Consider the following 15,017-nt stretch of genomic DNA (forward strand, 5'->3'; position numbering starts at 1 on the left):
ATCACCGCCCCCCTTTTACTCTCGACAGCGGGGCCGCCTGGGGCCAAGGTCTGCGCCAAGGACCGACACAAGTGCGAAGGACCAGGGTCGATGAGCGGCAACAAGGCCATCCCCGGCGGCGGTACGCCCGAGGGGACCGTGCAGGACGACGTTCACCGCTATGTGACGGGCATCGCCTACCTCCGCCGCTATTACCAGGAATTGAACCCCGCCTCGATCGCCTACGCCGCTCTGCAGTGCGGCTACCAGGCGCCGCGCCTGGACCGGCCCTTCCGCTACCTGGATCTGGGCTGCGGCCACGGTTACAGCCCCACGCTGTTCGCCAGCCTGTTCCCCCAGGGCGATTTCGTGGGCGTGGACTTCAACCCCGTGCACATCACCAGCGCCGAAAACCTGCGCCGCGCCGCCGGCATCACCAACGCCAGCTTCAGCGCCGCCAGTTTCCAGGACTTGGCGACGGAGGAGGATGGGCCCATTGCCGACTGCGACTTCATCGTCATGCACGGCATCATGAGCTGGGTCAGCGAGACGGTGCGGCGGGAGATCGGCGCCGTCATCCGCCGCCGCCTGAAGCCCGGCGGCATCGTCTACGCCAGTTATAACTGCCAACCCGGCTGGGCCGGCAAGATGCCCATCCGCGCCCTGATGGTGGATGCCTACGCCGTCACCACCGGCACGGTGGAGGAGCGGGTGAACAAGGTGCGCGCCTTCCTGCGGCAGATGGCGGATACGGGCGCCCTGTACTTTGAATCCAACCCGGCCATCGAACAGCAGTTGCAAGCCATCGAGACGCTGGATGCCGGTTATGTCGTGCACGAGTACCTGAACGAGTACTGGCGCGTTTTCTATCACAAGGAGATCGCGACCTTCATGGCCAACCACGGCGCGGGCTTCATCGGGTCCGGCACCCACGCCGACAACGTCCCCCTGCTGGCCGTGCCGGAGAAGCCGCGCGCCCTGATGGCGGCCATGCCCAACGCGCTGCTGCGTGAGGGGGTGCGCGACATGGCCCTGAACCGTCAGTTCCGCCGCGACATCCATGCCTGCGACCTGGCGCCCCTGAACATCAACGACCTGATCGCCGCCCATCGCGCCACCCGCTACACCCTGGCCCGGCGGCGAACGGACTGCCCCCTGGTGGTGCCCCGGTCCTTCGGCGACGTGGCCCTGCACGAGGGCATCTTCGCCCCCTTGCTGGACCGCCTGGCAGCCGGGGCCACGACCTTCGACGACCTGGTGGGCGTGCCGCCCCTGAACGAATGGGCGGCGGCGGACCAGATCCAGGCGCTGCAGGTTCTTGTCGGGGCCGAATACATCCGCCCCATCGTCCACGGGGCGCACGTGGACCCCGCCAGCGATAGCGTGCGCCGCTTCAACCAGGTGGCCCTGGCCACCGCCCGGGCCGAGGGCCAGCCGGAGGTGGCGCTGGCCGCCCCGTCCCTGTCCGGCGCCCTGCGCGTCACCCTGAGCGACACCACCAACCTGCCGGTGGACCTGCCGGGCGCGGAGTTTTAGGCCGGCGGCGCAGCGGAGGATTCCCGCACCACCAGGCGCGGGGTCACGGTGATGGGCTGCGTTCTGCCGACATCCCCGTCGTTGATGCGGCCGATCAGGCGGTCGGCGGCCAGACGTCCCATGTCGTGGATGGGCAGGCGCACGGTGGAGAGCGCCGGGCACATGCGGGAGGCCAGAGGCGTGTCGTCAAAGCCGACCACGGTCAGGTCGCGCGGGATGCCGATGCCCAGGCGGTACGCCGCCTTGTAGACGCCGGCCGCCATCTCGTCATTGCTGGCGAAGATGGCGGTGGGGCGGTCGGGGCCCGACAGCAGTTCCATGCCCCGCCTCTCCCCCGTCTCGAAGGTGTAGAGTCCCTCCACGATCCAGGATTCGGGCACGGTCACGCCATGTTCGGCCAGGGCGCCGAGGAAGCCCTCACGCCGTTCGTGGGTGGAGCGGTAGCGCTGCGGCCCGGTGATCAGGGCGACCTTGGTATGACCCAGCTGGGCCAGATGCGCACCCACCTCCGCCGCGCCGGCGCGGTCGGTGTGCAGCACCATGGCGGCCGGCTCATCCAGCGGCACCGACATCAGGCGCATGTAGCGGCAGCCGATGGTGCGCAGCAGGGCGATCAGGGCCGCGTCCTCCGACAAGGGCGGCACCAGGATGACGCCATCCAGGTTCTGGCGCTGGACGAAGGTCTTCACGTCCGCCAGGAAGCCCGGCGCCACCTGGCGGCAGGGATGGACCACCAGCTCGAACCCCTCGCGGTGGCAGGCCTCCAGGATGCCGCCCTGGACGTTCACGATGTATTGGGCGTTGGGGTTGTCGTAGATCAGGCCCAGCAGGAAGGAGCGGTTGATGGCCAGGCCCCGCGCCTGCGGACTGGGCACATAGCCGATGCGGGCCACCACCGCGTCGACCACCGCGCGGGTGGCGTCATGGACGTGGGGTGACTGGTTGATGACCCGCGACACCGTCTTCTTCGACACCTTGGCCAGGCGCGCCACGTCGTTGATGGTGGGGGCGCGGGCCAGGGTCCAGGCGGGGATGGCCAGCGCGTCCGGGGGGGCCGCCAGCCGGGCGTCGCCGGCCAGCGCCTTGCGCCGCCGCGCCTTCGGTTTCTCGGCATCGGTGTCAGCCACAGTGCAATGTCCTCACCGCGTGATTTGCGCCGGCGTGTAGCGCGGCGTCATCCAATGGATCAGGGCCAGGGCCAGGAAATAGGCGCTGGCCGCCATCAGGAAGATGGGCCGGTAACTGCCGGTCGTCTGCAGGATCCAGCCGGCGGCCTGGGCCATGGCCATGCTGCCGATGCCGCCCGCCGCCCCGCCCAGGCCGATGACCGACCCGGCGGCCCAGCGGGGGAACAGGTCGGACGGCAGGGCGTAGAGGTTGACGGAGAAGCCCTGGTGGCCGGCGCAGGCCAAGCCGATCAGGACGGCCGCCCCCCAGAGGTTCCCGGTGTCCATCGCCAGCGCCACCGGCGCCACCACCAGCGCGCAGATGAAAAAGGCGATCTTGCGCGCCCGGTTCAGCCCCACGCCCCGCCCCAGCAGGCGGGACGACCCCCAGCCGCCCAGCACGCTGCCCACATCGGCCAGGATGTAGATCAGCACCAGGGGTGGGCCGAAGCCCTTGAGATCCAGGCCATAGCGCTTGGCGAAGAAGTCGGGCAGCCAGAACAGGAAGGTCCACCAGATTGGATCGATAACGAATTGGCCAAGGATATAGGCCCATGTTTCGCGCGTCGCCAGCACCCGCCGCCAAGACAGGCGCACCGGCGCCGGCACCGGGTCGGCCTCGATATAGGCCAGTTCCGCGCGACTCAGGCGCGCCACCTCGCGCGGGCGGCGGTACAGCGCCAGCCAGGCCACCAGCCACACCACGGTGAACAGGCTCGTCACCAGGAAGGCGGCGCGCCAGCCCCAAGCCAGGGTGACCGCCGGCACGATCAGCGGCGTCAGGACGGCGCCGACATTGGCCCCGGCGTTGGTGAGGCCGATGGCCAGCGCCCGTTCCCGCTGCGGGAACCATTCCGCGACCGCCGCCAGGCTGGCCGGAAAGGCGCCGGACTCGCCGAGCGCCAGGGGGATGCGGGCGATGGCGAAGCTGGCGACCGAGCCGGCGGCCGCATGCGCCATGTGGGCGATGGTCCAGATGCCCACCGCCAGCGCGTAGCCGGCCCTGGCCCCGATGCGGTCCACCAGCCGGCCGAACACCAGATAGCCGCTGGCGTAGGCCGCCTGGAACCAGAAGACGATGGTGCCGTAGCCCACCTCCGTCCAGCCGTAGCGGTCCTGCAGCAGGGGCTTCAGCACCCCCAGCACCTGCCGGTCGACGTAGCTGAGCGCCACGGCGGAGAACAGCAGGAAGCAGACCAGCCAGCGGTAGCGGCCCCCCGGTTTCGGAAGCGATGGTTCGAGTCTCGCGGCGGGGGCCACCGCCTCGTTCTTCACGGCCACGCTCACCGCGCCGCCACCACATCGATGGCGGAGACAACGGCCTGGCCGGTGACGGGGCGGAAGTCCAGGGCCAGGCCGTCGCCGCCCTTGACGTCGATGGTGACGGTCCGGTCCAGCGCCTTCAGAGGGCCGCCCGCCTCCGCCGCCACGTCCAGATGCTTGACCACCACCTGGCCGTTGGCGGCCACGTCAAACACGCGCCCGCCCGCCGCCAGCGCCGGTTCGGCGAAATGCAGCGTGACCTGGTAGCGGCCCGCCGGCACCGGCACGCGGTAGCTGAAGGCGCCCTCGCGGTAGGTATCATACAGCTTGGTATCGGGCGTGCCGGTGACGGGCGTGGCGACCTTGTCCGGCTTGCCGGTCTCCGGGCCGGGGTTGCGGTCATGCGGTTCGCCCCCGGTGACGAAGGCGTCGGAACCGTAGCGGGCGCCGACGGCGCTGGTCAGGCCGGCCGAGGCGCCAGCGCGGATGCGGATCTCGTCGGCCTTGCCGCCGAAGCGCCAGGTGATGCTGTCGCTCACGGGTCGGCCCTTGACCTCGGCCGTGGCGGTCAGGACGTTGTCGCCGGCGTCCAGCCGTACCGCCGGCCAGCGGCAGATGTGCTCGGGGCAAGGTGCGGTGCCCAGGTCGCGACCGTTCAGGCTCAGCCGCGCGCTGGCGGCGTTGCTGTAGGCCTGGATGTCGGTCACGGGATAGGCGCGATCGACGTAGCGGCGGCCGTTCAGGTGCAGCACCGGCTGGTCGCTCCAGTCCGCCTTGTAGAAGAAGAACACGTCCTTTCTCATCGTGCGGTCATAGGACACCAGGCCCTTGTCGTTGGTGTCGACCATGTCGCCCTCCGTCCGGCTGTCGCTGGCGAAGTCGAACATGTTCCAGATGAAGGTGCCCCACAGGTAAGGCCGCGCCTTCAACTGCGCCCACCAGATCTCATGCAGGCGGCTTTCCAGTTCCTCGGGGTGGAAATGGCCCTTGGGGTAGACCACGCCGGTCTGCACCTCATCGGTGTGCTGGGTCAGGCCGCCACCGCCGCCGTACTCGCTGACCGACAGCGGCAGGCGGGGATGCAGCTTGTGCAGCCGGTCCAGCACAGGCCCCAGATCCTCCGGCTTGTCGTAATACCAGCCCTGGTAGCGGTTATAGCCCAAAAGGTCGGTGATCTCCGCCACCACGTCCACGCCGGGCTTGGGTTGGTCGGGCCAGGGCTCGCAGCAATCGGCCATGGTGGTGGGGCGGGTGTGGTCCAGATCGTACGCCGCCTTGTTCAACTGGGTCAGCAGCGGCCGGGCGTTGCTGACGCCGCGCCCCACGGCCGCCATCAGATTCACCTCGTTGCCGATGGACCAGGTGACGACGCTGGGGTGGTTGTAGTTCTGCTTGATCAGCTCATGCAGCTGACTGTCGGCGTTGGCGGCGAAGGCGGGGGTGGTGATGCCCTTGTCGCCCTCCGGCGTTTCGGGCGCCGTGCGGTTCACCAGGGGGATTTCCGCCCACACGACCACGCCATCCCGATCCGCCAGGTCGTAGATGGCCTGGTCGTGCTGGTAATGGGCCAGGCGCAGGGTGTTGATGCCCAGATCCAGCATGATGTCCATATCCTGGGCCTGGTCGGCCGGGCTGATGGCCCAGCCTTTGCCCGGCCGATCCTGGTGACGGGACACACCGTGCAGGGAGATGTGGCGGCCGTTCAGGAAGAAGCCCTGGTCAGGGTCGAAGCGGAAGGTGCGAATGCCCAGCGGCTGGGTCACCTGGTCCAGCAGCGTGCCCTCCGCCGTCTCGACGCGGGTCACGACGCGGTAGAGGTAGGGGTCGGCCTTGCCGTCCCACAGGTGGGGGTTCGGCACGCTCAGGGTCCGCGTCGGCTCCTCCAGCGCGCCGGGGGCGACGGTCAGGGGGTGGCTGTCGCTGGCCACGGTGGCGCCGGTGGCATCGACGATGGTGGTCTTCACCACCACCGCCTGGGCCTTGGCGCCGTCGTTCTTAACCCGGCTGTTGACCTCGATGGACGCCGTGCCGTCGAGGGCGGCGGTATGGGCGTAGACGCCGGGCCCGCCCCAATCCAGCATGTCGATGTGCACCAGGTCGGTGTCGATCAGCGACACCTGGCGGTAGAGGCCGCCGAACAGGAAGAAATCACCCGACATGGGGATGACCTCCGCCGTGGGCGACCCCGCCACCGCCGGGCTGGAATTGTCGGTGCGCACCGCCAGCACGTTGGCCTTGCCCCGCTTCAGCGCCGCGGTGGCGTCGAAGCGGAAACGGCCGAAGGCGCCCTTGTGCACGCCCAGCTTCACACCGTTCAGCCAGACCTCGGTGTTGATGCTGGCGCCGTCGAACTGCAGCCAGACCTTGCGGCCGGCGTAGTCGGCCGGCGGGGTGAAGCGCAGGCGGTACCAGCCGGCGCCGCGCGCGGCGTTGTAATCGGCGGCCCGCTCCGCCGTGCCCGCCATATGGTTCCAGGTGTGCGGCAGGGACACGGTCGCCCAGCCCTTGTCGTTGAAGGCACTGGCCTCCGCGCCCGTGACGTCGCCCTGGTGGAACTGCCAGCCGGCGCTGAGCGGCAGGTCCCGCCGTTCGGCGGCATGCGCCCCGCTCATCGCCAAGGCGACGGCGGCCACCGACAGCATGGAACCGAAGGGCTTGCGCTTCAGGCGAACGGCGCGAGACGGCATGGGATTCCTTCCTTTTAGCGTCTTTCTTGGAAAAGCCGGCCGGGCTGCCACCCGTACCCGGCCGGAACGGCCCCAAACTACCGGCATCCGGCCTTTTCCGCCGCGATATCATGGGGTCCGACACGTGACAAATGAAAGAGCCACCCGCCCGGACCCCCGCCTTGCGGCTTGGGGTGGGCGGGTGGAGGGAGAGCGGGTTAATAATTGAAGCCCAGGCGCATCCCCAGATAGCGGTTGTAGTCGCGGGGTATGGTCTGGGTGTAGGCGAACACGCCCCAGGTGCCACGGACGTTACCCATGTTGGCGGCGTAGTGTTGGTCGAACAGGTTGTTGGCGAACAGGGTCAGGCTGTAGCGCTTGTCGTCACGCTCCACGAAGGAGATGGACAGATTGGCGATGCCGTAGGCGTCCTGCACGGTGCCCGGGTCCTGCGTCAGGCTGAAGTTCACCTTGCTCTGCCAGGCATAGTTCACGTTGATGTCGCTGTAGAAGGGCAGGCCGGCCAGGGGCAGGTGATAGCTGGCGCCGATGTTGAACTTCTCCTCCGGCGCGTTGGGCAGGCGCTTGCCCGCCAGGTTCTGCACGTTCAGGGGCGCCGGCAGCAGGCTGCAGGCCTGCCCGTTGTAGCACTGGGCGTAGGGGAAGTCCGTCACCCGGGCATCGGTGTAGGCGAAGCCGCCCGTGAGGCTGAATTCCGGCGTCAGGCGGGCCAGCCAGTCCAGCTCCAGGCCGCGGGTCCGCACCCCGCCGACATTGGTCAGCAGGAAGTTGGTCGTCACCCCGGGCACGATGGACTGCACCTGGAAGTCCGTGTACTCGGTGTCGTAGACGGTGGCGTTCAGCACCAGGTGGCGATCGAACAGCTCGGACTTCACGCCCAGTTCATAGTTGTTGGACATTTCCGGCCGGATGGGCTGGTTGCTGGCCACCACCGCGTTGAAGCTGCTGGTCAGGTCATACGCCAGGCCCTTGTACCCGCGCGAGTAGGTCGCGAACGCCATGATGTCCGGGGTCACCTGGTATTGCAGGCCGGCCTTGCCGGTGGCCACGGTGTCCCCATCCCCCGTGGAGGCGCCGGCCAAGGGGAAGAAGGCCTGCTTGTAATAGTCGTTGAAGCTGTAGCTCCCCTCTTCCCGGTTGACGCGCAGGCCGGTGATCAGCGTCCAGTCCGGCAGGAAGGTCCAGGTGGTCTGGCCGAACGCCGCGTAATTCTGGTACTGCGCCTCGCCCCGCCAGTTGGCCGCCCCCACCCGGGTGTAGGGGCCGCGATAGAAGCCGCGCACCAGATCCTCATCCGACGCGTAAATGCCCGCCAGATAGCCGAAAGGCGTGGCGTCGTGGGAGGCGAGGCGGAACTCCTGGCTGAAGGTGCGGGCGTCGAAGCTGCCGCCCTGGATCATGCCGCCGTGGCTGGCCGGGGTGACCTGACCGCCCACGCCGGTGAAGGGCGTCAACAGGCCCAGCGTGTCCTGCGCCGTTCCATCCAGGTCGGTGTGGTCGTTCAGGCGGTACTTGTTCCACCCGGTGATGGAGATCAGCGCCATGTCGTCGAAATCGTACGTCATGTGCAGCGACCCGCCGTAATCCAGCGTGTCGGACCGGGGCGCCTGGTCCTGGCTGACGCTGGTGTTGTCGGGGCCGGGCACCACGCCGGGCAGCACCTTGGACGGGGTGGCGCCGGCAATGCCGAACAGCAGGGCGCCGGGATCCACCCGCGCCAGCGTGCCGACGCAGCAGTTGGACTGGTCCTTGTTGTAATGGGCCAGCAGCTCGCCCTCGAACCGGTCGGTCGGCTTCCACCGCAGCTTGCCATGCAGGCTCCACGACCGGTCGGCGTCCAGCTTGTCGTCGGTCGCCAGGTTGTGGACGTTGCCGCCGTACTGGTGCTGCGACGCCGTCAGGCGGAAGCCCAGCGTGTCGCTCAGCGGGCCGGAGATGCTGACGTTGGTGCGCTGCTCGTCATCATCGGTGAAGGAGATGTCGCCGTACGCCGTGAAGGTGTCGGTGGGCGCCTTGGTGGTGACGCTGACCACGCCGGCGGAAGCCGACTTGCCGAACAGCGTGCTCTGCGGCCCGCGCAGCACCTCGATCCGGTCGATGTCGGCCAGGTCGGTGAAGGCCTGGGCCTGCATGCCCACCGCCACATCGTCGATCACCACCAGCACGCTGGGTTCCACGCCGATGCTGTAGGCGAAGGTGCCGATGCCGCGGATGACGATGGCGCTGTTGGCCGGCTGGTCGCCCGCCGACACGGTCATGGACGGCGCCAGCTTGGTGACGTCGGCGAAGGCGCTGACGCCGGCCTTGGCCAGGGCGTCGCCGCTGACCACGGTGACCGCCACCGGAATGTCCTGGACGTTTTCCGCCCGCTTCTGCGCCGTCACCACGATTTCCTGGATGGCGTCCAGGGCATCGCCCGCGGCACCCTGGGATCCCGGCGGCTGAGACGTGATCTGCGCGCCCGCTGGCGTGGTCCCGTTCATCACGCCCAGCACCGCCGCAGTGGCCAGCAAGGCCATCTTACGCTTCATGGGGTTTCCCCTCCCTGTGTCAGGCCGGTCTGGCGGCCCTTATAATTGGTAAGGCGATACTGGTCATACCACATGGGGTATGTCAAGCCCTCAAGAACAACCTGGCCTGACCGCATACTACGTCCTTAAGCGAAAGTGGCCAGCCATAATGGAAAAGGGCGCGGCCACACGGCCACGCCCTTTGCAAATGCGGAGGATCAACCGTCCTTACCAGTTGTACATGGTGCCATCTTCCAGACGGTTCACCGGCAGGAAGGCCCGGCTGTAGGGGTATTTGGCGGCCAAGCCCTCGTCCAGGTCCACGCCCAGACCGGGCGCGTCGCCTGGATGCAGATAGCCGTCCTTGAAGCTGTAGGCGTGGGGGAAGACGGCGTCCGTCTCCGCCGTGTGGCGCATGTATTCCTGGATGCCGAAGTTGGGGATGGACAGATCGAAGTGCAGGGCCGCCGCCATGGTCACGGGCGACAGGTCGGTGGCGCCATGGCAGCCGGTGCGGACCTGGTAAAGGTCCGCCAGGTTGGCGATGCGCCGCAGATGGGTGATGCCGCCGGCATGCACCACCGTGGCGCGGATGTAGTCGATCAGCTGGTTCTGGATCAGGTCCTTACAGTCCCAGATGGAGTTGAACACCTCACCCACCGCCAGGGGGGTGGTGGTGTGCTGGCGGATCAGGCGGAAAGCCTCCTGATTCTCCGCCGGCGTCGCGTCCTCCAGCCAGAAGGGGCGGTAGGGCTCCAGGCTCTTGCCCAGGTGCCCGGCCTCGATGGGGGTCAGGCGGTGGTGCACGTCGTGCAGCAGGTGGACATCCTCGCCCAGCGCCAGGCGCGCCGCCTCGAACAACTTGGGCACGGCACGCATGTACTTGGCCGTGGACCAGACGTTCTCCGTCGGCAGGGCCCCGTCCGCCGGCTCATAGAACATCTTGTCGCCGGAGACGCCGTAGGTGGAGGGCAGCCCCGGCACGCCGGACTGCAGGCGGATGGCCTTGTAGCCCAAGGCCCGGTACTTCAGCGCCTCATCCACCGTCTCTTCCACGGTCTGGCCGTTGGCGTGGCCGTAGACCATGACGCCGGTGCGGCAGGCGCCGCCCAGCAGCTGGTACAAGGGCATGTTGGCCGCCTTGGCCTTGATGTCCCAGAGGGCCATGTCCACGGCGGCGATGGCCGACATGGTGACGGGGCCGCGACGCCAGTAGGCGCCCCGGTACAGGTATTGCCAGATGTCCTCGATCTGATGGGCGTCCCGGCCGATCAGGCAGGGGATGACGTGGTCGGTCAGATAGCTGACCACCGCCAGCTCGCGGCCATTCAAGGTGGCATCGCCCAGGCCGTACAGGCCGTCCGCCGTCTCGATGCGCAATGTCACGAAATTGCGGCCGGAGCAGGTGACCACCACCCGGGCGTCCTTGATCTTCAACATCGGTCCAACCTTCACCAGTGGGAAGGGCGCCGGAAGCGCGGTCTGGCGGGGCGCCCAAATTGGTCTTACCAATTATGTCTTCCATAGGCCGGGAGAGCTGTCAAGACGTCGATATTGGGCTGGCGGACAGGATGGCGCCTGCCTTATCCTGGTACCGGTCTCCCTCCATCTGGTCAGAGCACTCGCATGCTGCCCATTCCCGCCAACGGCCAGCGCCTGTACCGCCAGGTGGCCGACGCCATCGCCGCCGACATCCGGCGGGGCGTCTACGCCGCCGGCCAGCGCCTGCCCTCTGAACGCGATCTGGCGGAAACATTCGACGTCAGCCGTCCCACGGTGCGCGAGGCCATGATCACGCTGGAGATTCTGGGCCTGGTGGAGGCGCGCCACGGCTCCGGCATCTACGTGACGGAGCAGTTGCCGGCCAGCGAGGCGGCGGCGGAACTGGACATCGGCGCCTTTGAGCTGACGGAGGCCCGCCGGCTGGTGGAGGGGGAGGTCGCCGCCCTGGCCGCCACCACCATCACGGACGAGGAGCTGGCGGATCTGGCCGCCTTGTTGCGTGAGATCGGCGAGGAGAATGAGCGCAACGCCGTGGGAGAGCAGGCCGACCGCCGCTTCCACCTGACCATCGCGCGGGCCAGCCGCAACACCGCCCTGGTCGGCGTGGTCGAGCAGCTGTGGGACATGCGCTACAAGTCGCCCCTGTGCATGGCCATGCTGGAACGCGCGCGCACCGTGGGCGACCAGCCCCGGGTGGAGGAGCACCAGCGCATCCTGCAAAGCCTGGCCGCCCGCGACCCCCAGGCCGCTCGCGCCGCCATGCGCGACCATTTGGGCCGCGTCATCGAAGGCCTGCTGGAGGCGACAGAGATGGAAGCGGTGCAGCGCGCCCGCGCCGAGGTGGCGGCCAAGCGCAACGAATTGCGCCGGCGCGGGGGGCTTTAAGGGGGCCGCCAAGCCACGATGCCTGGCGGCCATCCACCTCAATGCGCCGCGCTGGTGAACACCTGCTCGGCGCCGCCCTTCTTGAAGACGACGCCGCCCTTCATCACGAAGTCGACCTTGCCCATGAGAGTGATGTCCCTGGTCGGATCGCCGGGGACGGCGACGATGTCGGCGTACTTGCCGGCCGCGACGCTGCCGATGTCCTTGTCCTTCTTCAGCAGGGTGGCGGCGTTGATGGTGGCCATCTGCAGGGCATACATCGCGGGCATGCCCACCTGGACCAGCAGGGGGAAGTCCTTCCAGTTGTCGCCGTGCGGGTACACGCCGGCGTCGGTACCGTAGGCGAACTTCACCCCGGCCTTGTAGGCGTCGCCCACCGTCTTCATCAACTGCGGACCCACCAGCAGGGCCTTGGCCTGCACCGCCGGCGGATAGGCGTGGGGGTTGCCCTTGGCCTTCTCGGTCACATAGGTGCCGGTGTAGATGGTGGGCACGTAGTAGGTGCCGTGCTCCTTCATCAGCTTCATGTCCTGGGCGTCCATGAAGGTGCCATGCTCGATGCTGTCGGCGCCGGCGACGACGGCGCGGCGGATGCCTTCCGCCCCATGGGCGTGGACGCCGACGATGTAGCCGTATTCATGCGCCGCGGCGACCAGGGCCTTGGTCTCCTCCTCCGTCAGCTGGCTGTTGTCGACGCTGCCCGACAGGTCCAGCACACCGCCCGTGGTCATGATCTTGATGGTGTCGACGTTCTGCTTGTAGTGCTCGCGCACCGCCTTCCAGGCGTCGGCCGTGCCGTTGATGATGCTGTCGTGCGCGCCGACGTCGGGCTGCAGGTCCATGCGCAGGCCGTCGCCGTCGTCGGCATGGCCGCCGGTGGACCCGATGGCGGGACCGGCGGTCAGGATACGCGGGCCGGGCACCCAGCCCTTGTTGATCTGATCGCGCAGGGCCACCGTCTCATAATGGCTGTCGCCCAGGTTGCGCACGGTGGTGAAGCCGCCCAGCAAGGTGCGCTTGGCCCACACCGTGCTGCGCACCACCCAGTCGGCCAGGTTGAAGTGCAGCATGTCGCTGTAGACGGTGGGCGTGAATTCGTTGCTGAGGTGGACATGCGCGTCGATCAGGCCGGGCAGGCAGGTTTCCCCCGCCAAGTCCACCACCTCGGCATCGGGGCGGGTGACGGTGCCGGGCACCACCTCCACCACCCGGTCGCCTTGGATGACCACGCTGGTCTGGCCCAGCATCTTGCCGGCCACGGAATCCAGCAGCGCCGGGCAGTGCAGCACCACCGGCTTGGCCGCCGGGGCGGCGTCCTGGGCGTGCGCGCCCAGCGGAGCCAGCGCGCAACCGGCCAGCAGGGCAAAGGAATAGGCGGCGCGACGGGTGCGGCCCGCCGTCGTCATCGTACCAACAGCCATTTCGGCATCCCCTTAATTTAGAAGCCAAGACCCTGTTTCATCCGCCGGTTCGCCGACCGGTCGGCTGGGCGCCACGGTATCATCGCCTCGGCACCGCCGCCACCGGCCCATTGCGGAAGCCGGTCCATCCGGGGTAAGCCAAGGCCAGCAATCGCTTATAGGGTCCGGAGGGGATGGAAATGCAGCGGATCGGTGTCATCGGGGCGGGCGCCTGGGGCACGGCGCTGGCCATGGCCGCCCGCCGGGCCGGGCGCGACGTGGTGTTGTGGGCGCGCGAGCCCGAGGTGGTGGCCGCTGTCAACGGCGCCCACGAGAACACCCCTTTCCTGGCCGGGGTGGCGCTGGACCCCGCCATCCGCGCCACCGGCGATCTGGCGGAGGCCGCCCGGGCCGACGCGGTGCTGCTGGTGACACCGGCGCAGCACATCCGCGCCACGACATCCCGGCTGAAACCCCTGCTGGCCGCCGGCACGCCGGTGGTGCTGTGCGCCAAGGGCATCGAGATCGCCACCGGCAGCCTGATGACGGAAGTGGCGGCGGGTGAGCTGGCGGACACGCCCCTGGCCGTGCTGTCCGGCCCCACCTTCGCCGCCGAGGTGGCGCGGGGCCTGCCCACCGCCGTGACCCTGGCCTGCCGCGACGCCGATGTCAGCCAGCGCCTGGCCCAGGCCCTGGGCAGCCTGACTTTCCGCCCCTATGCCAGCGACGACCTGGTGGGGGCGGAGATCGGCGGGGCGGTCAAGAACGTGCTGGCCATCGCCTGCGGCATCGTCGCCGGCCGCGCCCTGGGCGACAACGCCCGCGCCGCCCTGATCACCCGCGGCTTGGCGGAGATCGCCCGCCTGGGCCAGTCGCTGGGCGCCAAGCCGGAAACCTTCATGGGCCTGTCCGGCCTGGGCGACCTGACGCTGACCTGCGGCAGCCTGCAGTCGCGCAACATGTCCCTGGGCCATGCCCTGGGTCAGGGGCAGCCCCTGGCCGCCATCCTGGCCGGCCGCAATTCGGTGGCGGAGGGCGTCTACACGGCGGAAGCGGTGGTGCGCCTGGCGGCCCGCCGGGGCGTCGACATGCCCATCTGCCAGGCGGTGGACGCCATCCTGAACCATGGCGCCGACGTCAACGCCACCATCCAATCCCTGCTGTCCCGCCCCCTCAAGCCCGAGGGCGCGTAAGCCTTACCGGAGAGCCGTTCCCATGCACTTCGCCATCACCTGCACCGACAAGCCCGGCAACCTGGACCTGCGCCTGGCCACCCGCCCGAAGCACCTGGAGTACCTGGACACCCAGGTGGCCCATATCGTCGTGGCCGGCCCCCTGCTGGACGCCGAGGGCAGGAACCCCGTGGGCAGCCTGTTGGTCGTGGATTTCCCCCACGAAGCCGCCGCCCAGGCCTTCGCCGCCGCCGACCCTTATGCCCAGGCCGGTGTTTTCGAATCCGTAACGATCCAGCCCTTCCGCGTCGTTTATCCGAAGACCTGATCGGCAGCACCGCCACCGCCATCCCAGTTTTTCCCCAGGCTGCGCCCCTGTTTACATAAAAGAGGGCCGCCGGAGATTTACGGGGAACCGCAGGCGGACTGGAAATCGAGGATAAGCCAAGCGGCCGGATGGCCGCGCCCGGCGCCTGAGGGAACAAGGAACAAGAGATGCCCTACTGGCTGGTGAAGTCGGAACCGTTCAAGTACGCGTGGGACAAGTTCGTGGCGGACGGCCGCACCCATTGGGACGGCGTGCGCAACTACCAGGCCGCCAACAACCTGAAGGCCATGAAGGTGGGCGACCGCGCCTTCTTCTATCACTCCAACGAGGGGTTGGAGATCGTGGGCATCGCCGAGGTGGTGCGCGAGGCCTATCCCGACCCGTCGGATGAAAGCGGCCGCTTCGTCATGGTGGATCTGAAGCCGGTGATGCCGGTGAAGACGCCCCTGACGCTGAAGGACATCAAGGCCGATCCCGAGCTGTCCAGCATGGCGCTGGTGCGCCAGTCCCGCCTGTCCGTCTGCCCCATCACGGACGCGGAGTGGAAAGGCGCCTGCCAGCGCATGGGCGTCGATGCCTGAGGCGAAA

11 protein-coding genes are annotated in these 15,017 nt (G+C 68.5%); 5 read left to right on the top strand and 6 right to left on the bottom strand.

The genetic code is table 11. The features are described from left to right. The first annotated feature begins 90 nt into the window (after positions 1–90). Positions 91–1,515, top strand: a complete 1,425-nt coding sequence (locus UAA55_RS27935; protein WP_322956934.1) for a class I SAM-dependent methyltransferase — start codon at positions 91–93, stop codon at positions 1,513–1,515. On the opposite strand, the gene UAA55_RS27940 is transcribed toward UAA55_RS27935, so the two are convergent. The 5 genes from UAA55_RS27940 to manD form a co-directional block, all read right to left on the bottom strand. After that, positions 1,512–2,642 carry a LacI family DNA-binding transcriptional regulator gene (locus UAA55_RS27940; protein ID WP_322956935.1) on the bottom strand — a complete coding sequence of 377 codons (1,131 nt, stop codon included), beginning with the start codon at positions 2,640–2,642 and terminating at the stop codon, positions 1,512–1,514. The genes UAA55_RS27935 and UAA55_RS27940 overlap by 4 nt on opposite strands. A 12-nt stretch (positions 2,643–2,654) precedes the next feature. After that, entirely contained in the window at positions 2,655–3,968 is a 1,314-nt protein-coding gene (locus UAA55_RS27945; protein WP_322956937.1) for an MFS transporter, read from the bottom strand. Continuing rightward, the gene (locus tag UAA55_RS27950) at positions 3,965–6,631 is read right to left on the bottom strand and encodes a glycoside hydrolase family 2 TIM barrel-domain containing protein (RefSeq protein WP_322956938.1); all 2,667 of its coding nucleotides are present in this window, start codon (positions 6,629–6,631) and stop codon (positions 3,965–3,967) included. Before UAA55_RS27950 ends, UAA55_RS27945 begins: the two co-directional genes overlap by 4 nt. Before the next feature lie 197 nt (positions 6,632–6,828). Continuing rightward, on the bottom strand, positions 6,829–9,162 hold the full coding sequence (locus UAA55_RS27955) for a TonB-dependent receptor (protein ID WP_322956939.1): 2,334 nt from the start codon (positions 9,160–9,162) through the stop codon (positions 6,829–6,831). A gap of 207 nt (positions 9,163–9,369) precedes the next feature. Continuing rightward, positions 9,370–10,581, bottom strand: coding sequence for a D-mannonate dehydratase ManD (gene manD / locus UAA55_RS27960; protein ID WP_322956940.1), 1,212 nt, complete (start codon positions 10,579–10,581; stop codon positions 9,370–9,372). A 186-nt stretch (positions 10,582–10,767) separates the two neighbouring features. On the opposite strand from manD, the gene UAA55_RS27965 reads away from it, so the two are divergent. Continuing rightward, the gene (locus tag UAA55_RS27965) at positions 10,768–11,529 is read left to right on the top strand and encodes a FadR/GntR family transcriptional regulator (RefSeq protein ID WP_322956942.1); all 762 of its coding nucleotides are present in this window, start codon (positions 10,768–10,770) and stop codon (positions 11,527–11,529) included. Positions 11,530–11,567: 38 nt separating this feature from the next. Here the strand turns inward: UAA55_RS27965 and UAA55_RS27970 are convergent, their stop codons facing one another. After that, positions 11,568–12,950, bottom strand: a complete 1,383-nt coding sequence (locus tag UAA55_RS27970; RefSeq protein WP_322956944.1) for a metal-dependent hydrolase family protein — start codon at positions 12,948–12,950, stop codon at positions 11,568–11,570. A gap of 179 nt (positions 12,951–13,129) precedes the next feature. Between UAA55_RS27970 and UAA55_RS27975 the strand changes: the two genes are divergently transcribed. The 3 genes from UAA55_RS27975 (at position 13,130) to UAA55_RS27985 (ending at position 15,010) form a co-directional block, all read left to right on the top strand. Next, positions 13,130–14,122 (top strand): NAD(P)H-dependent glycerol-3-phosphate dehydrogenase, encoded by a 993-nt coding sequence (locus UAA55_RS27975; RefSeq protein ID WP_416235229.1) that lies wholly within the window; start codon positions 13,130–13,132, stop codon positions 14,120–14,122. Positions 14,123–14,144: 22 nt separating this feature from the next. Then, on the top strand, positions 14,145–14,429 hold the full coding sequence (locus tag UAA55_RS27980) for a YciI family protein (RefSeq protein ID WP_322956948.1): 285 nt from the start codon (positions 14,145–14,147) through the stop codon (positions 14,427–14,429). A gap of 167 nt (positions 14,430–14,596) precedes the next feature. Next, positions 14,597–15,010, top strand: a complete 414-nt coding sequence (locus tag UAA55_RS27985) for an EVE domain-containing protein (RefSeq protein ID WP_145622289.1) — start codon at positions 14,597–14,599, stop codon at positions 15,008–15,010. The last annotated feature ends 7 nt before the right edge of the window (positions 15,011–15,017 follow it).

The sequence above is a fragment of the Nitrospirillum guanabarense genome (genome assembly GCF_034653355.1).
Lineage (GTDB): Bacteria > Pseudomonadota > Alphaproteobacteria > Azospirillales > Azospirillaceae > Nitrospirillum.